Raw genomic sequence first — 23,463 nt, 5'->3', positions numbered from 1 at the left:
GCAACGCCGGAGGCTTCGGTCAGCGAGCCGCTGGCATCGCCGGTGATCACCGCCGCGTCGTTGGCGCCGTTGATCGAGATGACGATGTCCTTGGTCGTGCCGTCGGCGGTCGTGACCGTCACCAGTTCATGCAGCGTGGTGTTCGCCCCAGTGCTGTTGAGCGCCTGAACGGCCGCGTTGTTGTCGTCGAGCGTATAGCTCCAGGTGCCGTTGGCATCGATCGAGAAGGTGCCATAAGTCTTGGCGACGGCGGACTGCACGTTAAAGGTAGCCGCGTTATCGACATCGGTCGCATTGAGATCGCCCGCAGCCGTGGCATCGCCTGGCGTGCCGTTGGCGACACCGCTCCTTTCCGTCACCGAGGTGTCTTCGGCACCATTGACAGTGATCACCGCGGCATCATTGGCGCCATGAATGGTGATGTCGATCACCTTCTGGGTGCCGTCGGCGGTCGTAACCGTCACCAGTTCATGCAGCGTTGTGTTCGCCCCGGTGCTGTTGAGCCCCTGGACGACCGCGTTGTTGTCGTCGAGCGTATAGCTCCAGGTGCCGTTGGCATCGATCGAGAAGGTGCCATAGGTCTTGGCCACGCCGGACTGCACGGTAAACAGCGCCGAGCTGTCGACATCGGTCGCATCGAGGTCGCCGGAGGCCGTCGCGTCGCCTGGCGTGCCGTTGGCGACACCGCTTTTTTCCGTCACCGAGGTGTCTTCGGCACCATTGACAGTAATCACCGCGGCGTCGTTGATGCCGGTGAACTGAATGGTAGCCGTGGCCCAGCTTAGCGTGCCATTGCCGAGTTGAATGGCGTAGGTCACTCTGTCGGTGAGAATCTGCCCCTGCCCAAGTGCCTGCACCTGGGCGTCGATATCTGCCTTGTTGTAGTGGATCGTACCATCGGCGCTTATCCAGATGCGAGCGCCTAGAAAGCTCGTATTGGCGGTCGCTGGGAGCGCGGCGAGCGCTGCACTATCACTTGAGTATGTGATGTCGCGCGCCAGTAGATCTGTCGGTGCGTATATCTTCGTCGCTGTCGTAAGACTGTCTGCGTTGTCGATAGAATACAGCTGTTTGGCCGCTCCTCCCAGATCGTTCGCCAATACATTCAGGATCAAGACGCCAGTGGCATCTTCCGAAAAGGCAAGAAGATCGTCCTTCGCTTGCGGCGTGTTCGAGAACGACGTCGTGGTGCCGCCGGCACCGGTGACCTGAGTAGCCATTTTCAACCCCCCTTTGTTTAAGAACAGACGCCCCAAATCTGTTCTATTGACGGTCCGGCACGTTCCGCTGCCACCAGATGAAGAATAGCGCGGACCGGCATGCGAATTCGGGCAGGCATCAATTGGCAGAGCCATCCAGACGAGCCACCGCGCTACGAACAGCCGGCTTAAGCGGACCGTTCGCGGGCGGATGATGGCTCAATAACTGTGGCTGCGACGGCTTTGGCAGCCGCGCCCGTTCTCCCTACCCCAATTGCGTCATCCAAACTCGCGAGCACGAGATTTAGAATACGCTTATATTAGGAGATTATTAACTCTATGCGCGAGGAAGCGCAACGTCCGTGTTTGCAAGACAGTTAATTAGTCAAGATCAAAGCAGAGCCACAACAGCCCGAACGGTTGCGGCGTTGGGCCAGGAGCGGATCGGCAGCGTTCAGACACGGATTTTAAGAAGCGGTTCTTCGGGCCTTCACAGACACGACGTGACCTGACCAATCCGGCCCTTCAGTCCGGAAACAAGAAGGCCGATCCGGGATCAAAAAAGATGCGCTTGCCTGATGTTGTGGCGCTGTCTGCTCCCTCCGCGTCAGAGGCTGGCCTGACATCGATTTCGTCGCCGGCGGCCGTGCGCGCCATGACGCGCCGGCGGTCGCCAAAGAACGCCGTGTCGATGATCTCGACGGCGAGCACCGCGCTCGTGGCTCCAGGCGCGAGGCGGAAGGCTTCCGGGCGCACCATCAGCCGGACCCTCTGACCCTGGGCGAACGATGTTGTCGTTTTGATACCGGTCACGATTGAGCCGTCGGCCAGGCGGATCGTGGATGCGCCACGCGCGGTTTGCAAATGCTCAGCCGGCAGAAAATTCGAGTTGCCGATGAAGCCGGCAACAAATTCGCTCGCCGGCCGGAGGTAAAGATCCTCGCCGGTGCCGATCTGTTCGATGCGGCCTTCCCTGAACAGCGCGATCCGATCGGATAGGTGCAGCGCCTCCTCCTGGTCGTGCGTGACATAGAGGATGGTGACGCCTGTCTCCCGGTGGATGCGGCGGATCTCGGCCTGGATTTCCTGGCGCAGCTTTTTGTCAAGCGCCGATAGCGGCTCGTCCATCAAAAGGATCGGCGGGTCGTAGGCGAGCGCGCGGGCAAGCGCCACGCGCTGCTGCTGGCCGCCAGACAGCGCGCCCGGATGGCGGCCGGCGAAGTTTTCGAGACGCACCAGCGCCAGCATGTCGGCAACCTTGCGCTTGATCTCAGCATCGGGCCGGCGGCGCACGCGCAGCGGAAAGGCGATATTCTCGGCGACGCTCAGATGCGGAAACAGCGTGTAGCGCTGGAACACCATGCCGATGTTGCGCTTGTGCGACGGCACCGAAAGCAGCGACATGTCCTCCAAAAGCACATCGCCTGAGCTCGGATCCTGGAAACCGGCAATGGCGTAGAGCGTCGTCGACTTGCCGGAGCCGGACGGGCCGAGGAATGTCAGGAATTCACCTTTGGGCACATCGATGGTCACGTCGTGGACGGCGACGAAGGCGCCGAACGTCTTTCTTAGCGCGCGTATGGACAGGAAGGACCGGGTCATCTGGACAATTTTCTGCGAAGGAGTGCGGTCACAATCATCAGGCAAAACGTCAGGCCAACGAGCAGGCTGGAGGCGGCGGCGACGACCGGGCTGAGGTCTGCGCGCAGGCTGCCCCAGATCTTAACCGGCAAGGTCTGCAAGGTCGGGCTTGCCATGAAGATCGCCACCACGACCTCATCCCACGAGGCCAGGAACGAGAAGATCGCCGCCGAGAAGATGCCGATCCTGATCGACGGCAAGGTGATCCTCAGCCGCGCCTGAAACGGACTTGCGCCGCAGACGATGGCTGCATCCTCGATGGATTTATCGAAACCTTCGAGCGCAGCGGTGATCGGGATGATGGCGAAAGGAAGCGCCAAGATGGTGTGGGCGATGACGAAGCCGACCGTGGTGCCGGCAAGGCCGATGCGCAGGAAGAAAGCGTAGATGGCGATGGCGAAAACGACGACCGGCAGCACCATCGGCGTCAACAGCAATCCGCGCAGGACCTGGCGTCCGCGGAACTCACCCCTGACCAGGCTGAAGGAGGCGAACAGGCCGATTATGACGGCCAGCATAGCGGCCATGGCGGCAATTCGGGCACTGGTCAGCGCGGCATCGATCCAGGTCGGGTCGCCCAGCAATTGCTGATACCATCTCAGCGTCCAGCCGGGTGGCGGAAAGGCCAGCCAGCGCGACGAACCGAACGACAGGAGCACGATGAAGACCACCGGCAGCAGCAGGAATGCCGCGACGGCCGCCGTGAAGCCGACAAGCGCCACCCGCAGCCACCCGAGCCGTTCATAGTCGAGCAGCATGTCAGATCCCTCCCCCGGCGCGCCTGGCACCAACCAGGCGAAGCTGGATCGCGTAGAGCGCCATGGTGACGACAAGCAGGACGAAGGCGGCCGCACTGCCGAGCCCCCAGTTGAGCAGCGACTGCACCGTCTGGGCGATCATCTCGGCCAGCATCATGTTCGATGTGCCGCCGAGCAGGGCCGGCGTGACGAAGTAGCCGAGCGACATGACGAAGACCATCAGACCGCCGGCGGCGACGCCGGGAAGAGACAGCGGCAAGAGGATGCGGCGGAAGGCCTCGAACGGGCTTGCGCCGCAAAGGGCCGCGGCGCGCAGCGTCATAGGGTCGATGGCGCGCAAAGTGCCCACCAGCGGCAGGATCATGAAGGGCAGCATGATGTAGACCATGCCGATGGTGACCCCGGCCAGATTGTTGATGAGCGGCAGCGGCTCGTGGATGATGCCGAGCCCCATCAGTGCCCGGTTGATCACCCCGGTACGCTGCAGCAGCACCATCCATGCGTAGGTGCGGGTGAGAAGGTTGGTCCACATCGACAGGACGATGATGCCGAAGACGATTGATCCCGTGGCCGGCGGCATGATCGCCAGCATCCAGGCAACGGGAAAGGCCACCAGGATGGTGACGGCGGTGACGACCGATGCGACCAGGAAAGTGTTGAGGAACACCCGCACATAGGTGCCGCTGCCGAACAGCGTCGCGTAGTTCTGCAGGCCCGGTTCAGGATCGGTGACGCTGCGCAGCAGCAGGGCCACCACCGGCATGATGAAGAACAGGCCGACCAGCAGGAGAGCCGGCAAGGCGCTGCCGCTGCCGGCCGGCAGGCCGGCGACTGAGCTGCGTCTGAAAGAATTTCCTTGCATCGAGCGGTCCCGTCTCCAAACGGGGCGCGCAAGCCGCGCCCGTCACCTCAAAGGCGTTACTTGGTCTGCCAAGCATACCAGCGCGTGGCGATCTCGTCGCGATGCTCGGCCCAGTAGTTCATGTCGAGGTTGATCTGTCCCTCAACATGGGCATCGGGGAGTGCCTTGACGGCATCGGCGGGCATCTCAGCCTTGGCCTTGGTATTGATCGGCGCATAGCCGCTTGCCTCGGCGAATTTCGCCTGGCCGGTCGGGCTGGACGCAGCGGCAAGGAACTTCATCGCACTGCCCTTGTTCTTGGCGCCTTTCGGCACGACGAGCACGTCGGCGGCGGTGAGGTTCTGGTTCCAGGAGACGCCGACATCGGTGCCATCCTGCTGAAGGGCGAAGACGCGCCCGTTCCACAGTTGCCCGAAGGCGGCCTCCCCGGAAGCGATCAGCTGCTGTGACTCGGCACCGCCGCCCCACCAGACGATGTCGGACTTGATGGTGTCGAGTTTCTTGAAGGCACGGTCGAGGTCAAGCGGATAGAGCTTGTCCGCCGGCACGCCGTCGGCGAGCAGCGCGATCTCGATGACGCCGGGGGCCGACCATTTGTAGAAGGTCCGCTTGCCGGGATACTTCTTGGTGTCGAACATGTCGGCCCAGCCGGCCGGTTCGCCCGTTACGGCGCCCTTGTTCCACGCGAGCACGAAGGAATAATAGAAGCTGCCGACGGCATGCTCATTGCTGAAGCGCGGGTCGAGATCGGCCCTGGGCACGAGCGCATAGTCGATCGGTTCCAGCAGCCCGTCCTTGGCGGCCTTGATGGCGAAGTCCATCTCCACGTCGACCACATCCCAGGTGACGTTGCCGGCATCGACCATGGCCTTGAGCTTGCCGTAGTCGGTTGGTCCGTCTTGCAGGACCTTGATGCCGGAGCTGGCCTCGAAGGGGGCCGCCCAGGATTTCGTCTGCGCCTCTTGCGTGGTGCCACCCCAACTGGTGAAGGCCATTTCATCGGCCTTGGCAGCGGTGGCGGCGAGCAGTCCGGCCAGCAAGCCGGTCAGGATCAGTTTCATGATATTCTCCTCAGTTGGTCTGTTCTTGTTTTTCTCAGTGCACCTGCGCCCCACGCTCTCAGCGCATGACGAAGGGATCCGGGATCGGCTCGTCCGACGTCTTGATCCAGACGGATTTCGAGCGCGTGTAATCTCTGATGGCGTCGAGCCCGCCTTCGCGGCCGAGACCCGACAGGCCGTAACCGCCAAAGGGAACGAGCGGCGATACGGCGCGATAGGTGTTGACCCAGACAACACCGGCATGGATGTCACGCGCCATGCGATGCGCCTTGCCGAGATTGCTGGTGAACACGCCCGAAGCCAGGCCGAAGGGCGTATCGTTGGCGAGCGCCAGTGCCTGCGCCTCGCTGTCGAAGGCAAGCACGCTGAGCACCGGCCCGAACAATTCCTCGCGCACGCAAGGCAGGTCGCTGCCGCCGGCGTCGATGATAGTCGGCGCGTAGTAGAAGCCGTCGCCGGTTAGCCGCGTTCCACCGGTGACCAGTCTGCCGCCCGCGGCAAGGCTCTCCGCGACCACCTTCTCGATCCAGTCGCGCTGGCGCAGCGTGGCGAGCGGCCCCATTTCTGTGGCCGGATCCTGTGGGTCGCCGATGCGGATCGCTTCGGCCTTGCGCTTCAGCCGGACGAGGAACTCATCTTTTACCGAACGCTCGATCAGCAACCGTGACCCGGCGACGCAGCTCTGGCCGGTCGCGGCGAAAATGCCGGCGACAACCGCATTGGCGGCGCTGTCGAGGTCGGCGTCGGCAAAGACGACGACCGGGCTTTTGCCGCCGAGCTCCAGCGTCGTGTAGGCAAGGTTCTCCGCCGTATTCCTGACAATGGCGCGCGCAGTCGAGGGGCCGCCGGTGAAGGCGACGCGCGAGACCAGTTTGTGGCTGGTCAGGCGCTGGCCGCACTCATGGCCGAAGCCGGTGAGGATGTTGACGACGCCGGAGGGAAAGCCGGCTTCCTCGACGAGTTCGGCAAAAGCGAGCAGCGGCGCCGGACCATCCTCAGAGGCCTTGAGCACGATTGTGCAGCCCGCGGCCAGCGCCGGGCCGAGCTTGACGGCCGAAAGGAACAGCTGCGAATTCCACGGCACGACGGCGGCAACGACGCCGATCGGCTCGCGACGAATGGTGACGTCGAGATCCGGCTTGTCGATCGGCACATGCGCGCCTTCGTGCTTGTCGGCGAGCCCGCCATAATAGCGGTAGTAGTCGCCGACATAGGCGATCTGGGCGCGCGTTTCGCGGATGATCTTGCCGGTGTCGCGTGTCTCGAGTTGGGCAAGGCGCGCGGCATTGGCGGCGACAAGGTCACCGAGCTTGACAAGCAGCTTTCCACGCGCTGTCGCTGTCATCCTTCGCCATGGGTCTGAGCGCAATGCGCGGTGCGCCGCCTCGACGGCACGGTCGACATCGGCTTCGCTCGCCGCCGGCATCCTGGCCCAGGCCGCGCCGGTCGACGGGTCGACGCTGTCGAACGTGGCTGATGGCTCGTCGAAGCGGCCGTCGATGAAGTTCCTGAAAACAGCGTCGGTCATGGGCTCGCGATCAGAGGAAGGCCGGCATTACCCGGTCGATGAACAGTTTCAGCGATTTCGTTTTGCGCTCATGCGAAAGCCCGCTGTCGATCCAGATCGAATACTGGTCGTAGCCGAGCGCCTCATAAGCCTTCAGTCGAGCGAGGACTTCGTCGGCTTCGCCGATCACCAGATTCTGCCTGATCCTGTCCGGCGCGTATTGCGGCATGGCCGCGATCTCGTCCTCCGTAAGCGGTTCCAATATGCCTTGGTGCACCGGCTTCTTGTTTTGGAACCAGGCGCCGAACTGGCAGTAAAAGGCCGACAGGTCCTGGGTGAGGCGATCGGCATCGGCTGCGTCCTCGGCGACGAAGGTGTGCATCAAAAGCATGATCTCCGGCCGTTCGATCTCGGGATGCGCGGCGCAGGCTCCGTTGAAGCGCTGCATCAGGCTCGCCACCTCGTCGTCGCCAGAAGCCAGCGGCGTCACCTGCACCTTGCATCCATGGGAAACGGCAAAATCGTGCGAGTTCGGATCGCGCGCCGCCACCCAGATCGGGGGGTAGGGTTTCTGCAGCGGCTTGGGCGAGGAGGTGGTGGGCGGGAACTGCCAGAACTCGCCTGAGAGCTCGAAGTCGCCTTCCCAGAGGCCGCGGATCGCCGGTATGATCTCACGCATGCGCTGGCCGGCGCCCCAGGCGTCGAGGCCTGGAAAGATACGCTGATATTCATAACTGTAGGCGCCGCGCGCGATGCCGATGTCGAGCCGACCACCGCTAATGACGTCGGCCATCGCCGCTTCGCCGGCAAGTTTGATCGGATGCCAGAAGGGCGCGATCACGGTTCCGGTACCGAGACGGATCCGGCTGGTTTTGGCCGCGAGATAAGCGATATTGATAAAAGGATTGGGCGAAATGGTGAATTCCATACCGTGATGCTCGCCGATCCAGGCGGTCTCGAATCCGGCCTGTTCGGCCATCAGGACCAATTCCTCGAGTTCGGTCACGAGCTCGGAATGCGGCTTGGCGAGGTCCGACCGTTCCATATGCACGAAGAGCGAGAATTTCATCGCTGGTCACCTGTGTTGGGTGCTGTGGAACCGGCGGTCCTGGCGAGCGGCCGGACCTCGCCTTCGACATCGTTGCCGACATAGACGCCGAATGCATCCACTGAGCATTCCTTGACATAGCGTGCGAGCATCGAGCGGATCGCCGGATCGGCGATCTTCAACTCCTCGATCGCGTGGATCTCGACCAGCCTGATGCCGCGATCGCTGGAAGCGGGCACGTCGAACGTGCCGCGATAGTAGACATGTGTGCGCGAAACATCTCTGGCATCGTCCCAGACGGCGAAAAGGAAGCCCAGCTTGGCCTCGATGGCCCTCGCGGCAAGCACCCCTCGCAGGCTTTTCCCATCGCCAGCCGCACCCAGACCCCGACCGCGCGGCAGTTCAAAACCATCCGCCGTCTCCAGGAACAGGATCCGGCCGCCATTCTCGAGGATGGCGCCGACATCGGTGCCGGGCTGGGTGGCTGCCAGCGCGTCCTGGCTGAGGCCGGGCGCGACATACGCGCCGCGGTAATAGCCGAGCGGCTGCGCGGAATTGTGCTCGAAATCGCGGACGCGGCCAATGAGGATTGAATGATCACCGGCATCGACCAGCCGCTCCATGTCGCAGTCGAAGGATGCGACGGAGCCGTCCAGCACGGGGCTGCCCGTTCGTCCCGGTCGCCAGGCAACGGCGGCGAACTTGTCGGCCGCTTTCGAGGCGAATATGCCGGACGCTGCCTTCTGATCCTCGTTGAGGACGTTGACGGCGAAGCTTTTCGATGTCGCAAAGACAGGATGGCCAACCGCCTTGTGAGCGATGCAGACCAGCACCAAAGGTGGATCGAGCGACACCGAGGTGAAGGAGTTGGCGGTGAAGCCGCGCGGCTCGCCTTCGGGCCCGATGGTGGTGACGATGGTGACGCCGGTGAGGAAGGAACCCAGCGCACGGCGGAACTCGCTGCCGTCGAACCCGGTGTTCGCCGCGGCAGCGCTGTCTTGCTCGATCGCTTCGCCTTCTTTGAGGAAGTCGACGATATGACGCGTGGTCAGGCCGGGATCCGCCACCGCCATCATATGCCGCTCGCCTGAGAGCACTGTGCAGCGGCCATGCGGCGCCAGCCGCGCCATCGCGGCCGACATTGCCGGCGAAGAATTCCTGTCCTCGGAACCGGTCATGAACATGGCCGGTACGGCTAGCCTCGGCAGGCGGTCAGCGTGGTCGCTGTCGGCACGAGCGAACAGACGATAGGTGCGAGCATAACCTTCCGGGTCGACGGCACCCAGTACGGCGGCCGTCTTCCGTGCAGCCGCCTCGAGCTCGACCGGCACCCGATCTCCGAACCAGCGGGCAATGGTCTGTGCCATGCCGGTCACGTCACTCTTGCCGGTAAGGGCTGCCGCGCGCTGGCGAACAGCTTCGGCCAGTTCAGGTGGCCGCCGGAACACGGCATTCAGCGAGACGATGCGGCGGACGCGCTCGGGTGCGCGTAGCGCGAGTTCCTGGGCAACGAGCGCGCCCATCGAGTGGCCGACGACGGATACTTTGTCGAGGCCGAGATGGTCGAGCAGGCGAATGGCCTGATCCGCATAGTCGGCGAGTTCCGGGTTCTGCGGCGGCAGCGGTGACTGGCCGTGGCCGAGCATGTCGATGGCGATGACGTCGAAGCTATCGGACATCCGCTCGATCTGCGGCTGCCAGATCGCGGCGTTCATACCAACGCCATGAATAAAAAGCACCGGTGCGCCCACGCCGACACGGATGAAGCCGGTGCCGTCGGGCGCCGCACCCTGTCGAGCCCATGCCGATGCGGAAGCGTCAGCCATGCACGTCCCCAAGCTCTTTGAGGTCCTGGTAGCGGTCGCCGATTCGATGATGCGGGCGGCCGCCGATCGAGGCGCCGAGCGCCACAACCAGCTCGTCGGGCGCCGGTGCATCGCCGATCTGGAAATGCACGGTGAGGTAATGCGAGCGCCGCCCTTCGTCATTCTTGTCCATCAGCGGAATGATGATCGGGGTGTTCGGCCCGCCGCGCAGATTGGTGAAGGCAAGGTAGGTCTTGGCGCTTACGGCACGCCGATAGTGGTTGCCGAAGTGAAGCGTATGGATCAACGCCGACGCATGCTCGATCTCGCCCGACGTACCGCAGATGGCGGCCTTGCCATAGCCCTCGATAGCCTCGCCGGAACCGGCGACGGCAACGATCTCGTGGGTCAGGATCTCTCCCAGCACCGGCGCACAGGCTCGGATTTGGGGCGACAGATCGTCGGTGAAGCCGCGACCGGCCCAGGGATTGGTCAGCACCGCGGCGACGCCGATAAGGCGCAGCGGCCGGGGGGCGGCCTTGCCGCCTTCGATCAGCGTGTTCTCGGTATAGGTAACGATCTTACGAATGGCGGGCTGCATGGATTCCTCGGGTAGGTGGTGCCTCGGGACGTCCAATCCCGCTGTCATCTTATGGTATACCATGCTATGGAGCGCCAAGTACCTTGTCAACCGAGCATCGAATCTGTTTTCGTAGCGGCGCAGGAGGCATACATGCCAGACGACACGCTTCGCATCGACCGCAGCTCCAAGACCTTGAGGACGCTGGCGCTGGAGCGCATGCGCGAAGCGATCATGGATTTCCATTTCCAGCCTGGCGAAAGGCTTGTCGAGCGGCCGCTTTGCGACCAGCTCGGCGTCAGCCGTTCCGTCGTGCGTGAGGTACTGCGGCAGCTGGAGGCAGAGGGGCTCGTGCAGATGATCCCTGGGCATGGGCCGGCCGTCGCCAGGCCGGACCTCGGCCGTACCGACGAGATCTACGAGCTTCGGGCTCTGCTTGAAGGCATCGCGGCCCGAGCCTGTGCCCTGTCGGCCACCGGCGAGCAGTTGACAACGCTGGAAGGGGCGCTGGCGGATTTGTTCGATGCGTGGGCGTCGGCGACGCCGCCTGCGGTGATGCGGGCGACGACCAAATTCTACGAGGCACTGTTCGAGGCCGCCGACAAGCGTGTCGCCTGGGAAATCGTCTCCGGGCTGAATGTCCGCATCAACCAACTTCGTTCGATGACAATCGTCTCGACCAACCGGCGCGAAGCGGCGATCGCCGAGATGAACGAGATCATGGATGCGATCCGCGCACACAAGCCGGAAGCGGCGGAAGCAGCAGCGCGGCGGCATGTCGAGTCCGCCTGGAAGATCGCCCGCAACACACTACGCGTCGATTGTCCTTAGTCTCACCACCAAATTTCCAACAGAGCCGATCGCCCACGAATCGGACTGCGTGCGGAAGCTTACGCTCACCTTAAGAGTGCCGCAGCAACACCCCGCTTTATGCAGAGGGTGCCTCTGGGGCTCGTCGCGTGGAGCGAGCGGTTTTCTTCGCTACTTCAATTCCAGGAAGCTAATCACGCGGCCTCTCTTGTGTCATCGTAGCTGACAGCAGCCTTCTCGAAAGCCAGATCACTCCGTCGAGCCCAGTTCCTCTCAGCATCGAGCAGCTCATTCTCCCCAGTCAAGCCGTTCATGAACAGCCTCAGTACGTGCGCAGCCGTGCGCTCTCCCGCCCGCGAAGCAACAGGTACGCCGCGCTCTTTGCAGACCATCTCACAAACACGGGCAAGCATCACAATATCGCTGGGTTCCAAAAATCGACCTGGATACAACATACCGTCCTCTGTTGGAAAACCACGTGAGCCTTTGATTACGCAAGGTCACCGGCAGCAACAATCAACTATGATAGTCTCCACCTCGACTGGGTCAGAAAATTTGAGCGGCCCTTCAGACGGTCGGGCATTGCGCCACTCCGGATCGGAAGGACGTGGCCATCAGGCGAGGTTTTTCGATCCGTCGAATCGCGTGGGTCTGGGTAATGCGCACGGTCGCCGGTCTAATGGCAAGTTGGCCGGTGAAATGCCATGTCGTCATTTTCGGCCACCTCGACTTGAAGCCTGATCTGCAGAAGCTGGAACCCCTTGGCGTCGCAGACCGCGCAAGTCAAATCAAGGCGCGCACCATCGCCCGGTGAAAGGCACGTTGACGAGTTGCCGCGAAAATCACCTTTGCAGGTCGACGCTGGCGACGCACGAGCCAAGCTCATTCCAAAATCGCATAACTGTCCTTTTCCCGGACGGCGTAGGCGGGCCAGAGTTGCTCGGCCGTCTCAATGCCCAGGCACCGAGATACGGTGCAGGCGTCGTGGACGGTCGTGTAGCGGGCGCCGAGAAGTGCGACGGGACCTTTCTGCTGACGACCGCCTTGGGGACCATCCGAGCAAGGCGCAATGGTTCTTGCAACCGGAATGTCAGCGCAGGGGCGTCCTTTACCCGGGGCATGTCCAAAATAGGAGACCTCTCGACTCAGTTCGTCCTTGACATTTTGTTCTCTTTTTGTTCACTATGGCCATGTATTCGGGGTTATTGCGAATGGACACATCACGACTGTCTGACTCGCCAAAAGGAGCGACTTGATGTCGCTCACTGCATCACCCGCATGCAGCGCAAGGAGGAACCGCGATGGGAACGAGTACCTGGATGCCGAGGCCAAAGCCGAACTGCACTATGAAGCTGTGAAGCTTATCGCCCACTACGATGGCCCGCTTGAGACCGTGAAGGCGCTAATGGCCTACAACTGCGAGTTAGAGACTCAGATGCTCGCCATAGCCCACAGGCATCCGGGGATAGTCTCCATTTGATGATACGCGCCCTGTCGTGGGATGACTGGCGTGAACGTCGCAAACTGATCCAGCCCCGCCCTACGGCGACGATAGTGCGGATGAATGGAACGAGACATCTGAGTAAGCTTGTGCTGACGCACTCGCGGCGCTCCGCACGGCGGGGCAAGGCCGGAGGGCGAAGTTGCCCAATTCTGATCGGATGCGACTTGGTATGACGATCCCTCGCGCGACCCGTCGGCTGGTTGAATTGTCCTCGGCGTGACAGGAGAGCTTTTTAGCCATGCATGACCTTATCGCTTTCATTCAAAGCAACTCTGCGCTGGTGGCGGCTAACCCGCTGGCCTTTGCTACGTCTGCCGTATTGTTCGGCGGCGGCGGATTTGCCGTGGGGCGCTATTTCTTTGCGGAGCGCATTGCCAATCTGGAAAGCCGGATTGCGCGGCGCGACGAGGAGATCACGGACCTGAAGGCTAAGCAGAAAGCACCGGAGCCGGAAGGCCCTGTGCCTCTATTCGAGCTGACAGAGATTCTTCCCCCTGCGCCGCTCAACTTCAACCGGCTGTTGGTCCAGCGGAAAGACACCCTCCAGGTCAAATAGTTTACTCTCCCAACACAAAGCACCAGGCTGATCGTGGTCACGGCCTTCGACCGTCATGAGACCGGCGACCTGCAAACTGGCATGGCAGCCGACTGGGCAGAGCGATACGCACTGCGAGGAGACTGGCGGGCAAGCATGCTGGCGTCATTGCGTGGTCGCGCGAGGGTAACCCTGCGGTGGGTGAGTATGGCGAGCCGACAACTCTGTTTGTGGGTGGCGACGTGCCGGACATGGAATAGCGTTCGCTTGGCCTGGGAGACCAAACAGGCATGAGGACATGGTTTCATCCTTGGCAGCTACTTTGAATGCGTTCCGGGATTTTCGGGGTTGGCATTTCGTCGGCGAGTGCAGCGATGCAAACGCGCATCGCGTAATCCACCTGCTTTGGAATGCGGGACAACGAAAAGATCAGACAAGAGTGCCAACCCCTACTCCACGATCTTCCAGTATGAGTCCTTGCGGATCACCTTTCCGTCACGAAATGTGTAGAAATCGCAACCTCGAACTTCCTTTCTTACGCCCTCGCGGGTGGTGCCGGTGAGGGTCCATTTCGACATGCCGGTGTTGGCAGCCTCGTCCGCAAAGTGCTGCCCATTGCCATAATGCACATCGGGCAAACCCTCAAATCGTCTCGCAAGCGCGTCTCGTACGCTGCGCTTGCCCTCGAAGCGCGTTCCCCAAGGCTCGGCTCCCCTTGGCATCTCCAGAACGCAGTCGTCGGCAAAGAACGCCATGATGCGACCGAGGTCGTGCGCGTTGAAGGCCTCGCACAGCTCCGTCAATGTGGTTCGAATGTCCATTCGCGAACGCCTCCTCGAAGTCGAAGTAGGTCACTGGCGGCGGATCCGGTCAAGTGTCCAGCGAGACTCCCTGGCCGTCACCACGATGGAGCGGGACTTCCGCCACTCACGCCTTCTTCGCAAACGCCCAGACCATCAGCGGGTATTCCTCGTCATTGCTCAGATCCCGCCACAGGCCGTAGGCGCGGACGGGGCCGCCGATATGGGCCCTGGCGCAGGCCTTGTTGCCCCAGCCGTGGACCTTGACGTTGGCTTCCGCGAAGCCGCCCTCGACCATCAGCTGCTTGAGGCCGGCCGGGGTCCATCGGTTGTAGTCGTGCGGCCTGGCGTGGACGCGAAACAGGAAAGGTGTTGCCACCATCGCCCAGCCGCCGGGCCGGGTCATGGCGTGGATGTTTTGCACTGCCGCGTGCGGCCGCCGCACATGTTCCAGCACCTGGTCGGCGATGACGATCGAATATTGCTCGTCGGTGCGATCCCTGCAGATGTCGAAGGCGGGGAAATCGACCGAGCGGTAATTGGGGCACATTGCCCGCCAATAGCGGTTCCAGCCGGGCGAGATCTCGATCACGTCGGCGGCCTTGCGGTTGCCGGCTTCGAGAAAGAGCGTGAACGCCTCGATCTGGCGGATACGCAGCCAGTTGCGCGAATCATAGCCAAGCAGCCGCTTGGCTGCCTGTTTGCCACGATTCTTCAGGGTGCCGGCAAGGCTCTCAGTCATAACGACCTCCAGAAACCCGCCGTCCTTGCTGGTAGCACTATGTTATGGGCAAAAGATGACAACGTAGCGCCGCCGCCGGCGGCGCGATCAGAAAAAATGTACGAGCAGGGCCACCGCCCCACAGTAGAGCTTCTGTTCCCATTGCCCACTTAGGATAAGGGATGGGCAGACTACCCTCTGCTTAATAATCGCCGTTGTAGTACCTGTCGTCGCACGGCGCCGTGTAGATGCGGCCGCGGCGGTCCTGGTAGCGGCACATCTGTTCGCCGCGCCGTTGCGGCGTAGTGGCCGAGCCGACGACGGCGCCGAGCAGGGCGCCGCCGGCAGCGCCGATGAGCGTGCTTTCGGTGTTGCCGCCAATGGCCTGACCGACGAGGGCGCCGCCGGCGCCGCCGATCAGAGCGCCAGTTCCGGCCCGCTGCTGGCCTTCGGTCTGCGCGCACCCTGCCAGTGCTGCGGTCATTAGCACGGCGGCTATGACTTTGTGAAAGTTCATGTGTGTCTCCCTTGAGCCTGATATCCCTATGGCTTGCCACCTGCGGCCGCAATGCGGCGGAACGGGGGCGCGAGCCCTCACGATAAAAGACATGGTTTCTCGGGTGTTGATAGAAGCCCTGCCTGCTATTTTCCGAGCTTCTCGTTTTATGGCGACAAGTCTCATTCGATACAAAGTGTCGATCAATGTGTAACGGGATTGAAGCCTCATACCGCTAGGGTTGCGGGTTCAAGCGGACGTTCAATCTGCCTTGTAGGCGCTGGAATGATGGAACAGGCGCACACGGTCCGTCGACCTGCTGTAGACGCACAACGCGTGCGCGCAGCTCAATACGTGCGAATGTCCACTGACCACCAGAGCTACTCGATCGACAATCAGAAGGATGCAATCCGTGAATTCGCGGATGCGATGAACTACGACATTGTGGCCACATACGAGGACCCCGGTCGCAGCGGCTTGAACCTTGAAGGTCGCGCCGGCCTGCAAAGGCTGTTGGCGGATGTCGAAACGAAGAAGGCGGATTTCGAAATCGTCATCGTCTACGACGTGAGCCGCTGGGGGCGATTCCCAAACCCCGATGAGAGTGCGTCGTACGAGTATCGGTGTCGCGTTGCCGGAGTGCGAATTGAATATTGTGGCGAACAGTTTACCAACGATGGCAGCATCGGATCAGACCTGCTTAAGGCGATAAAGCGCACAATGGCGGCCGAGCACAGTCGGGTGTTGTCGGTAAAGGTATTTGCCGGCCAGTCCAGGCTCATTCGAATGGGATACCGGCAGGGAGGATCGTCCGGCCTGGGCCTGAGACGCCGGCTTATTGACCAGCATGGGCGCACAAAGACCATGCTCGCTCTCAAAGAGTACAAGAGTCTTCAGACGGATCGGGTCATCCTCGTGCCTGGACCACCTGATGAAATCGCGACGGTGCGCTGGATCTATGATGAATATGTGATGGCTGGTCGGACCGAGCTGCAGATTGCGCGGTCGTTGAATGCCAAGGGAGTGGTCACCGATCTCAATCGATCGTGGAAACGCGAATCCATTCATCAAATACTCAGCAACGAAAAATACGTGGGCAACAACGTCTGGAATCGGCAGTCTTTCAAACTCAAGCAAAGGAAGGTGACCAACGATACGACCCGATTGGTCCGCGCCGACGGCGTCTTTGAACCCATTGTGGACCGCAAGCTTTTCGACCGGGCTCAAGCCATAGCCGACGCCCGCTCATCTAAGATGAGCAACGATCAGATGTTGGTTGTGCTCGCCCAACTTCTGAAGAGGCGCGGTACCCTTTCAGGCCCGATGATTGACGCGGCGGCTGACTGTCCGCCGAGCAGCCGCTACAGGAAAAAATTCGGCAGTCTGCTGCGAGCCTACAAGCTCGTTGGATACGATCCGTCTCAGAACTATCGGTTTCTTGATATCAGAAGGCGGCTTCGTGAGATCTTCGAAGAAGTCGTCCAAACGACAATCGCGACCATCGAGCGGGCGGGCGGATCTGCGGTGCGTCAGAGTGCTCTCGGCGTGCTTCGCGTCAACGATGAATTCACCGTAGCCATTGCGATGGGTCGCTGTCGCAACACGCCATACGGCTATCCTCATTGGGTGGCCTCTGCGGAACGGGGTACCGCTGCGGACGTGAAAGTGGCCATCCGCATGAGCCCGGATAACCAGACGATCCTCGACTATCTGATAGCGCCAGCAAATGAGATTGGCGTGAAGCCCTTAAACTGCGCCTTGAACAAAAGGCTGGAATTCAACACTTTCTTCTACAAATCGCTGGATCCGCTGTTCGCCTTGGCCGAACGCGACGCCATCTCGGCCGCTCGCTGATGGTCACCGCCAACAGACCAATCTCGCTCCTGCGCCTGGACGCGATCAAGATCACCAACCCGCGTGCGCGAGGCAAAAAGTCCTTCCAGGACATTGTCGACAGCATCAAGAGCGTCGGCCTGAAGCGTCCCATCACGGTGACCACGAGGAATGTCGACGAAAGCGCTTTCACGCACGACCTGGTGTGCGGCCAGGGGCGGATCGAGGCCTTCAGGTTGCTTGGCCAGACCGAGATTCCCGCGTTTGTGATAGAGGCAACTAAGGCCGAGGCGCTGGTCAAAGGCTTGGTGGAAAATTGTGCTCGCCGGTATCATACCGCTTATGACCTGCTTCGCGACATCGGTCGGCTGAAAGAAAGCGGCTATTCCGACGTCGACATTGCAGCAAAGATCGGTCTTTCGACCGAATATGTCAGAGGGGTTGCACGCCTCCTGTCGCAAGGCGAACAGCGCCTTCTGCGGGCGGTCGACTCCGGCCAAATCCCGCTGTCGGTAGCAGTCGATATTTCCACCGCCGACGAGCCAGGGATTCAGGCCGTTCTTCAGCTTGCCTATCAAGAGAACCAACTGCGCGGTCATAAGCTTGTGATAGCGCGACGCCTGATTGAGAACCGCCGCAGGCGGGGGAAAGGCCTGGGAACGTTCCTGCCAGATCGCACGAAGAATCCTTCAGCATCAGCGTTGATCAAGGCGTTCAAAGCGGACACGGACAGGAAACGCATTCTGGTCCGCAAAGCGGATGCAACGCGAAACCGCCTGCTGTTTGTCACCCACGCCTTGCGGCAACTCATGGCAGAAGAGGCATTCCAGGATCTTCTTGCGGCGGAAGGACTGAACACCCTCCCACGAAACCTTGCGGCCCGGATCAGCAGAGTTGAGCCCGCATGACCGCAAAGCGTCCTACCGTTCCAGACATAAAATTCGCTTTTGAGCGCGCTACTATTTGCCTTCGGCTTGAAGACATCCAGCCGCTTCACCTGTTCACCGAAAGCGCCAGGGAAACTCCGAAATATCAACAGGTCAGGTCGTCCGTTCGCGAGATCGGGCTTGTGGAATTGCCCGTGGTTGCAAAGGACAAGGACACGCCGGGAAAGTACCTCTTGGTCGACGGCCACATGCGCATCGAGATCTTGCGGGAGATGGGCGACACTGAGGTTGATTGTTTGGTCGCCAACGATGACGAGGCATTCACCTACAACAAACGGGTAAGCCGGCTGGCGACGATCCAGGAACACTTCATGATCCTGAAGGCCATCGACAGCGGCGTCCCGGAAGAGACCATCGCGAGAACCCTCAATGTCAACATCGGCCAAATCAGGCTTAAAAAACATCTGCTGAAAGGGATATGCCCGGAAGCCATCGACATGCTCAAGGACCGCTTCGTTCCGACCAACACGTTCATCGAACTGCGAAAGCTGGCAGCCGTGCGCCAGATCGAGGCGGCGCAACTGATGATCGCCATGAACAAGTTCTCGATCAACTACGCAAAATCTCTGGTCGGCGCGACCCCGCCCTCCCAGCTTGCCGATACGTCGCAGCCGAAAAAGCTAGCCGGGCTGAGCGATGCGCAGATCGCATTGATGGAAAACGAATCAACCAAACTCGATAAGGAATACCAGCTTGTCGAGGAGAGCTATGGATCCGACCACCTGGATCTGGTGGTGGCCAGGGGGTATCTCTGCCGGTTGCTGGAGAACGCCCGTGTCGTTCGATATCTCGCGCAGAGTTTCCCGGAGATTCTTTCCGAATTTCAGAAAATGACCACTTCTGCCCAAACGCCTGTCTAATTTCTGCGAAGAGGCACTACCACTGACAACGTCAGCAATCCGCCCGACCTGGGGATGATGCCTTGCCGCTGGTCGTTCCACTCCGCCTTTCGCCATAGGAGTTCGCGCCTATTCTTCGCGCTGGCCAACTGGTGAACCGACGAGTCGAAGCCTCTGCGAGCATTAAGAGTTCGCTTCGAAGGACGCTTCAGGTCCTCTTGTTGGTGGTCGGCCTCGGGCGCACAACTTCCAAATCAATCTTGTTTGGCAAGTCTGGCCCTGCACTCTTGATAGCGGTGGTCATTCGGTGAGCAGGCGGGATGATTACCATCCGGACGTGTCGTTCAGGCCAGAGCGGCTTCCCGAAAATCAGAAAAACGACAGCCATCAGGATGATGACCAATCCCGCTGCAAACGCGTTCGCGATAATCTCACCAGGATGCATGCGCTCTCCATGAATGAGTACCCGCCACGCCAAGCGAGCCGTGGCGGGTAATCAACCAACCGACGATGAAGGGACGATGATCGACGGTCACATTTCCAAATGTGGAAAAGGCTCCGTTGTTTCATGGGTCAGACCTTTGCGATTCCATGTTGGGCTTTAGTCGGACCCAAGCAAGAAGGGTGTGTAGCAGTGCCAGCGCGAGGCCCGTCACTGACCAGCAATGACGGGACCTGCCCCCGTCGAGACACTTGGCCCGGGGTCGCAAGCGAAGCTACGAACGATCTTAAGAGGCATTCCCACTGACACCGTCAGCAATCCCCCGACATGAGGATGATGCCTGCTTGCCGCTGGTTCTCCAGAAGGGTCTTGGCAAGTGCCTCAACCCTGGGACGCGCGCCCTGATAACCGGGCACGCCGTTCGACGGCACCTACTTGCCACCCGTGCGGCCATTTCAATCGAAGATGCCGGCCGTTCGCAAATTCGCGAGGAGTCTGGCAGGGGCATCATTGCAGCTGATAGAAGACTGCTCGGCCATGCTCAGCGAGCACCAGGCCGCTATTTCGGCAACCAAGGCCTCGCCTCCGTCAATGGACGCCGAAACAAGGTGTCCGTCTTTGCCCATGGCAATTGCAACAGTGCCGTCCGCGCCATATCCGATCGCCGCAATTCTTTGAAATCGCCGGTCGCCGTCGACACGGACGTCGAACAGCACCGAGCCGGCGGTCTTTTCCGCCGCGTCTTCCACGCCATCGGAAAACGGGCGATTCATACTGCCTAGATTTGACAGCGACTGTTCAAACAAGACGAGTTCCACGTACTGCGCATTCATGAAGCGACTATGAGCGCGCGGGAGCAGCCGGCAATCCTGCCGTTGCCATTTCACACAGGAAACCTAAGTTGGGAGGGCAATCGGATTTGACACAGGGCATGACCTCACCCGAGTTCGTGTGGCCCGAACGTCGCTCCTTGAGTTGAAGGTTGCAACAGCATCGTCGAGGGCCGTGACTATGCCGATGTTCGTCCCTGATTTTCCGTGCCGCACCCGATGAACTATCTCGGATAGCTGGGCGCGATCGGTCGATACGCCAAGCCATTCGCGGGCGTTGCACTTGGCCGGCCCCGGGGTGGCACTCGCAGTGAGGAGGACCCAACCGCCCTCCGCACGAGCGGCAGAAGCGGCCGCTGGTCGAAGATTTCACCAAGAGTTTTGCTGGAGCCTTGCTTTCGCATCGTCAACAAGGACGAAGGCGAGCGCCAAAGTGCAGCCTTTCGGAACTTGGTGGCAGAGACCGGAAGCTTTTATGAAGCTTCGAAGTCTAACTTTAAGCAGTTCGTTCTAGGTTGACCGGTGGGCTTGTTGTCAAGGAAACGCAATTGGGTGGATCGGGCAGAGCAATTTTCAATTTCGAGGGCGCAAGAAAGGCAGTTTTTTCAACGGCCAACTTGCCGGCGGCAATTGCGGTCGCCGTGCTTGTGATTTGCGCGATTCTTGCCGACTTGCAGAACACGAAAGTCTCCGATCAGCTCGCGCGCGCCGAAGTCCAAGCCAAGGTCAACATCATCCGGGCCAAGCTCGAAGGCAATGTAAACGGTAACCTCCAACTCGTTCAGGGCCTGGTCTCGACTGTGGTTACGGAGCCGTATATGGGGCAGCAGAGATTTGCCTCCCTTGCCAGCAACCTGTTCCAACAGAAATCGCAGCTGCGCAACATCGCCGGTGCTCCCGATCTCGTCATCTCACTGATGTATCCCATGGAAGGCAACCAGAAGGCGATCGGGCTCGATTACCGAAAGAGCGAGGCGCAGCGAACGGCCGCGCTTCGCGCGCGCGACCTTGGCATTCTTGTGCTGGCAGGTCCCGTCGATCTGGCCCAGGGAGGGCGGGGCTTTGTCGGCCGCATTCCCGTCTTTGTGCCGACGGCGGGCGGCGGCAGCCGCTTCTGGGGCATCATCTCGGCCGTCATCGATGTCGACCAGCTCTACGCGGCAAGTGGCCTGAATGACCCCGGGCTAGACATCGACGTCGCGCTGACGGGGACCGACGGGCTGGGCGGGGGCGGCAAACGTTTCTTCGGGGGAGACACTGTCCTCGCCGGCAAGCCAGTGTCGGCAGATGTGCAACTGCCTTCGGGCTCCTGGGTGATTTCAGCCATACCGAAGGGGGGCTGGCCAGCCACTCCAAAGAATGCCTGGATTTTGCGGGGCTCATAGGCTTTGCCGGCGCGCTGGTGGTGCTGCCGATCCTGGTGGCCGGGCGGCTGTTTGGCGAGAGACAGAAAAACTATGCCGAGCTCAGACGCTTGTCCGGCCGTCTTGAGCTGGCTTTGGAAGCTTCTGGGATCGGCGTGTGGGAGCACGACCTGGCCACAAAAGAGCTGCTATGGGATCACCGCGTCAACCAGATCTACGGCAAGCCAGCCGATGGCAAACCGCGCGGCTATGACGACTGGGCTTCGGCCATTCATCCCGACGATTTCAACCGGGCGCGCCAGGAGTTCGAATCGGCCGCAGAGAGGAAAGGACCCTATTCCTCGCAATACCGAGTCCTGCTTGCGGAGGGCGGCACGCGCCACGTGCGCACGCGCGCAGCCTTCTTCCAGGACATCGGCGGCACGCCAAAGATGATTGGCGCCGAGTGGGACGTGACCAGCGACGTGCTGCTCAACGAGACGCTCATGCGAGAGCGCCAGCTGTCAGAATCGAAAAATGCCGAACTTGAGGTCGCCAAAGCGCGTGTCGAGCATGTGGCTCTGCATGACCCGCTGACGGGTCTGCCCAACCGTCGCTATCTCGATGAGTTGCTTGCCGAAAACAGGGAAAAGGATACCCGCACGGCACTGCTGCATCTGGACCTCGACCGCTTCAAGCAGATCAATGATACGCTGGGCCAGGCAGCGGGTGACGCTATGCTGGTGCACGCCTCCAAGGTCATCAAGGTCAACACGACTCCCGGTGATTTTGTTGCACGCATCGGCGGTGACGAGTTCGTTGTGGTGAGCCATGGGCGTGATGACAAACAACTTTCCGCGCTCGCCGACCGCATCATCACGCAGATGCGCCGGCCGGTCGATTTTCTGGGCAATCCGTGCCGGTTCGGAGTGAGCATCGGAATCGTCGCCGGAACCGAACCCAGGCAACTGCTGGTCAACGCCGATCTCGCTCTTTACCGGGCGAAACGCCGTGGTCGCAATCGCCACGAGTTCTTTGACGAAGAGCTGCAAAGCGAGATCGTGCGGACCAAGCAAATTGCCGACGAAATCCTGGGCGGGCTGGAGCGCGCCGAATTCACAACATACTATCAGCCGCAGTTCGACGCCAGCACGCTTGAGATCGTCGGAGTAGAGGCGTTGTCGCGCTGGAAGCATCCAACACGCGGCATCCTGGCCCCCAAAAGTTATCTTAAAGTGGCCGAAGAACTCAACGTCGTGGCAGTCATCGATCGCGCTGTCCTGGAACAGGCGCTAGAGAATTTCGAGCACTGGTCGAGCAGCGGTCTCAACATCCCGCACGTCTCGGTCAATGTCTCCGCCAAGCGCTTGGAGGACAAGGATCTGATCCATGGCTTGCGCAAGCTTGCCATCAAGAAAGGGACCGTTTCGTTTGAGTTGGTTGAGTCCATCTTCCTCGATGATAATGACGACCTGGTCACGTGGAACCTGGAGCACATAAAGGAACTCGGCATCGACATCGAGATCGATGACTTCGGCACCGGCCATGCTTCAATAGTGTCCTTGCTCAAGCTGCAGCCGCGCCGGCTCGATCGACCGTCAACTGATCACGCCCGTCACCCAGTCGATCCCGCAGCGTCAACTGGTCTCGTCCATCATTGAGATCGGCAAATCGCTCGGCATCGAAGTCATTGCCGAGGGTGTCGAGACGAACGACCACGCCCACATCCTGAAGGAACTAGGCTGCGATATCCTGCAGGGCTATGTTTTCGGACGCCCAATGGAGGCCAAGGCTTTCACGGCGTTTGTGCAATCGCGCAAATGGTTGGCAGCGGGGTAAGATCATGCCCACTCCGTAAGAGTGCCGGTTCGCCAATGTGCTCCGCCCTTGCGTGCCGGCGAA

General features: G+C 60.9%; 20 protein-coding genes and 1 pseudogene. 8 read left to right on the top strand and 13 right to left on the bottom strand.

Annotation, left to right across the window (positions count from 1 at the left end; all coding sequences use genetic code 11):
- The 9 genes from NP945_RS31150 to NP945_RS31110 all read right to left on the bottom strand — a co-directional run.
- A partial coding sequence (locus tag NP945_RS31150) for a VCBS domain-containing protein (protein WP_256748470.1) occupies positions 1-1,355 on the bottom strand: 1,355 nt, incomplete at its 3' end.
- 369 nt (positions 1,356-1,724) lie between these two features.
- Positions 1,725-2,801: an ABC transporter ATP-binding protein gene (locus tag NP945_RS31145; protein WP_256748469.1), complete on the bottom strand. Its 1,077-nt coding sequence runs from the start codon at positions 2,799-2,801 to the stop codon at positions 1,725-1,727.
- Positions 2,798-3,598 carry an ABC transporter permease gene (locus NP945_RS31140; RefSeq protein WP_127270216.1) on the bottom strand — a complete coding sequence of 267 codons (801 nt, stop codon included), beginning with the start codon at positions 3,596-3,598 and terminating at the stop codon, positions 2,798-2,800. The genes NP945_RS31145 and NP945_RS31140 overlap by 4 nt, the downstream gene beginning before the upstream one ends.
- 1 nt (position 3,599) lies before the next feature.
- Entirely contained in the window at positions 3,600-4,460 is an 861-nt protein-coding gene (locus NP945_RS31135; protein ID WP_256748468.1) for an ABC transporter permease, read from the bottom strand.
- Positions 4,461-4,516: 56 nt separating this feature from the next.
- Positions 4,517-5,521, bottom strand: coding sequence for an ABC transporter substrate-binding protein (locus NP945_RS31130; protein ID WP_256748467.1), 1,005 nt, complete (start codon positions 5,519-5,521; stop codon positions 4,517-4,519).
- A 58-nt stretch (positions 5,522-5,579) separates the two neighbouring features.
- Positions 5,580-7,049: an aldehyde dehydrogenase gene (locus NP945_RS31125; protein WP_256748466.1), complete on the bottom strand. Its 1,470-nt coding sequence runs from the start codon at positions 7,047-7,049 to the stop codon at positions 5,580-5,582.
- A 10-nt stretch (positions 7,050-7,059) separates the two neighbouring features.
- On the bottom strand, positions 7,060-8,097 hold the full coding sequence (locus NP945_RS31120; protein ID WP_127319049.1) for an LLM class flavin-dependent oxidoreductase: 1,038 nt from the start codon (positions 8,095-8,097) through the stop codon (positions 7,060-7,062).
- Positions 8,094-9,902 (bottom strand): alpha/beta fold hydrolase, encoded by a 1,809-nt coding sequence (locus tag NP945_RS31115; protein ID WP_256748465.1) that lies wholly within the window; start codon positions 9,900-9,902, stop codon positions 8,094-8,096. The genes NP945_RS31120 and NP945_RS31115 overlap by 4 nt, the downstream gene beginning before the upstream one ends.
- Positions 9,895-10,482: an amino acid synthesis family protein gene (locus tag NP945_RS31110; protein ID WP_256748464.1), complete on the bottom strand. Its 588-nt coding sequence runs from the start codon at positions 10,480-10,482 to the stop codon at positions 9,895-9,897. The genes NP945_RS31115 and NP945_RS31110 overlap by 8 nt, the downstream gene beginning before the upstream one ends.
- A 132-nt stretch (positions 10,483-10,614) precedes the next feature.
- Here NP945_RS31110 and NP945_RS31105 point away from each other — a divergent pair, with 132 nt between their 5' ends.
- The 4 genes from NP945_RS31105 to NP945_RS31090 all read left to right on the top strand — a co-directional run bounded on the left by NP945_RS31105 (position 10,615) and on the right by NP945_RS31090 (position 13,331).
- Entirely contained in the window at positions 10,615-11,292 is a 678-nt protein-coding gene (locus tag NP945_RS31105) for a GntR family transcriptional regulator (protein WP_256748463.1), read from the top strand.
- A gap of 637 nt (positions 11,293-11,929) precedes the next feature.
- On the top strand, positions 11,930-12,085 hold the full coding sequence (locus NP945_RS31100; protein WP_256748462.1) for a hypothetical protein: 156 nt from the start codon (positions 11,930-11,932) through the stop codon (positions 12,083-12,085).
- 441 nt (positions 12,086-12,526) lie between these two features.
- The gene (locus tag NP945_RS31095; RefSeq protein ID WP_256748461.1) at positions 12,527-12,751 is read left to right on the top strand and encodes a hypothetical protein; all 225 of its coding nucleotides are present in this window, start codon (positions 12,527-12,529) and stop codon (positions 12,749-12,751) included.
- Positions 12,752-13,013: 262 nt separating this feature from the next.
- Positions 13,014-13,331, top strand: coding sequence for a hypothetical protein (locus tag NP945_RS31090; RefSeq protein ID WP_256748460.1), 318 nt, complete (start codon positions 13,014-13,016; stop codon positions 13,329-13,331).
- A gap of 428 nt (positions 13,332-13,759) precedes the next feature.
- Here the strand turns inward: NP945_RS31090 and NP945_RS31085 are convergent, their stop codons facing one another.
- From NP945_RS31085 to NP945_RS31075, 3 genes are all read right to left on the bottom strand, one after another.
- Positions 13,760-14,131, bottom strand: coding sequence for a nuclear transport factor 2 family protein (locus tag NP945_RS31085; RefSeq protein WP_127266855.1), 372 nt, complete (start codon positions 14,129-14,131; stop codon positions 13,760-13,762).
- Between the two features lie 106 nt (positions 14,132-14,237).
- Positions 14,238-14,852: a bifunctional 2-polyprenyl-6-hydroxyphenol methylase/3-demethylubiquinol 3-O-methyltransferase UbiG gene (locus NP945_RS31080; RefSeq protein ID WP_127266854.1), complete on the bottom strand. Its 615-nt coding sequence runs from the start codon at positions 14,850-14,852 to the stop codon at positions 14,238-14,240.
- A gap of 181 nt (positions 14,853-15,033) precedes the next feature.
- Complete coding sequence (locus NP945_RS31075; protein WP_127266853.1) at positions 15,034-15,348, bottom strand: glycine zipper 2TM domain-containing protein; 315 nt, start codon at positions 15,346-15,348, stop codon at positions 15,034-15,036.
- Between the two features lie 264 nt (positions 15,349-15,612).
- On the opposite strand from NP945_RS31075, the gene NP945_RS31070 reads away from it, so the two are divergent.
- Genes NP945_RS31070 through NP945_RS31060 form a run of 3 tightly spaced genes read left to right on the top strand, consistent with a single transcriptional unit; the run spans position 15,613 to position 18,967 of the window.
- Positions 15,613-17,181, top strand: a complete 1,569-nt coding sequence (locus NP945_RS31070) for a recombinase family protein (RefSeq protein WP_256748459.1) — start codon at positions 15,613-15,615, stop codon at positions 17,179-17,181.
- On the top strand, positions 17,181-18,068 hold the full coding sequence (locus NP945_RS31065) for a plasmid partitioning protein RepB C-terminal domain-containing protein (RefSeq protein ID WP_256748458.1): 888 nt from the start codon (positions 17,181-17,183) through the stop codon (positions 18,066-18,068). The genes NP945_RS31070 and NP945_RS31065 overlap by 1 nt, the downstream gene beginning before the upstream one ends.
- Complete coding sequence (locus tag NP945_RS31060) at positions 18,065-18,967, top strand: plasmid partitioning protein RepB C-terminal domain-containing protein (RefSeq protein ID WP_256748457.1); 903 nt, start codon at positions 18,065-18,067, stop codon at positions 18,965-18,967. The genes NP945_RS31065 and NP945_RS31060 overlap by 4 nt, the downstream gene beginning before the upstream one ends.
- 876 nt (positions 18,968-19,843) lie before the next feature.
- Here NP945_RS31060 and NP945_RS31055 read toward each other — a convergent pair.
- The gene (locus tag NP945_RS31055; RefSeq protein WP_256748456.1) at positions 19,844-20,194 is read right to left on the bottom strand and encodes a hypothetical protein; all 351 of its coding nucleotides are present in this window, start codon (positions 20,192-20,194) and stop codon (positions 19,844-19,846) included.
- A 593-nt stretch (positions 20,195-20,787) separates the two neighbouring features.
- On the opposite strand from NP945_RS31055, the pseudogene NP945_RS31050 reads away from it, so the two are divergent.
- Positions 20,788-23,400: pseudogene (locus NP945_RS31050) on the top strand (EAL domain-containing protein).
- The last annotated feature ends 63 nt before the right edge of the window (positions 23,401-23,463 follow it).

The sequence above is a fragment of the Mesorhizobium sp. LMG17149 genome, from assembly GCF_024518695.1.
Lineage (GTDB): Bacteria > Pseudomonadota > Alphaproteobacteria > Rhizobiales > Rhizobiaceae > Mesorhizobium.
The sequence above is the reverse complement of the archived record's forward strand: the minus strand, read 5'-3'. Positions and strand labels throughout refer to the sequence as shown.

What these genes read in the sequence shown, in the direction of transcription:
- NP945_RS31145 (WP_256748469.1), bottom strand. Translation starts at nt 2,801, where the DNA reads ATGACCCGGTCCTTCCTGTCCATACGCGCGCTAAGAAAGACGTTCGGC.
- NP945_RS31140 (WP_127270216.1), bottom strand. Translation starts at nt 3,598, where the DNA reads ATGCTGCTCGACTATGAACGGCTCGGGTGGCTGCGGGTGGCGCTTGTC.
- NP945_RS31135 (WP_256748468.1), bottom strand. Translation starts at nt 4,460, where the DNA reads ATGCAAGGAAATTCTTTCAGACGCAGCTCAGTCGCCGGCCTGCCGGCC.
- NP945_RS31130 (WP_256748467.1), bottom strand. Translation starts at nt 5,521, where the DNA reads ATGAAACTGATCCTGACCGGCTTGCTGGCCGGACTGCTCGCCGCCACC.
- NP945_RS31125 (WP_256748466.1), bottom strand. Translation starts at nt 7,049, where the DNA reads ATGACCGACGCTGTTTTCAGGAACTTCATCGACGGCCGCTTCGACGAG.
- NP945_RS31120 (WP_127319049.1), bottom strand. Translation starts at nt 8,097, where the DNA reads ATGAAATTCTCGCTCTTCGTGCATATGGAACGGTCGGACCTCGCCAAG.
- NP945_RS31115 (WP_256748465.1), bottom strand. Translation starts at nt 9,902, where the DNA reads ATGGCTGACGCTTCCGCATCGGCATGGGCTCGACAGGGTGCGGCGCCC.
- NP945_RS31110 (WP_256748464.1), bottom strand. Translation starts at nt 10,482, where the DNA reads ATGCAGCCCGCCATTCGTAAGATCGTTACCTATACCGAGAACACGCTG.
- NP945_RS31105 (WP_256748463.1), top strand. Translation starts at nt 10,615, where the DNA reads ATGCCAGACGACACGCTTCGCATCGACCGCAGCTCCAAGACCTTGAGG.
- NP945_RS31100 (WP_256748462.1), top strand. Translation starts at nt 11,930, where the DNA reads ATGCGCACGGTCGCCGGTCTAATGGCAAGTTGGCCGGTGAAATGCCAT.
- NP945_RS31095 (WP_256748461.1), top strand. Translation starts at nt 12,527, where the DNA reads ATGTCGCTCACTGCATCACCCGCATGCAGCGCAAGGAGGAACCGCGAT.
- NP945_RS31090 (WP_256748460.1), top strand. Translation starts at nt 13,014, where the DNA reads ATGCATGACCTTATCGCTTTCATTCAAAGCAACTCTGCGCTGGTGGCG.
- NP945_RS31085 (WP_127266855.1), bottom strand. Translation starts at nt 14,131, where the DNA reads ATGGACATTCGAACCACATTGACGGAGCTGTGCGAGGCCTTCAACGCG.
- NP945_RS31080 (WP_127266854.1), bottom strand. Translation starts at nt 14,852, where the DNA reads ATGACTGAGAGCCTTGCCGGCACCCTGAAGAATCGTGGCAAACAGGCA.
- NP945_RS31075 (WP_127266853.1), bottom strand. Translation starts at nt 15,348, where the DNA reads ATGAACTTTCACAAAGTCATAGCCGCCGTGCTAATGACCGCAGCACTG.
- NP945_RS31070 (WP_256748459.1), top strand. Translation starts at nt 15,613, where the DNA reads ATGATGGAACAGGCGCACACGGTCCGTCGACCTGCTGTAGACGCACAA.
- NP945_RS31065 (WP_256748458.1), top strand. Translation starts at nt 17,181, where the DNA reads ATGGTCACCGCCAACAGACCAATCTCGCTCCTGCGCCTGGACGCGATC.
- NP945_RS31060 (WP_256748457.1), top strand. Translation starts at nt 18,065, where the DNA reads ATGACCGCAAAGCGTCCTACCGTTCCAGACATAAAATTCGCTTTTGAG.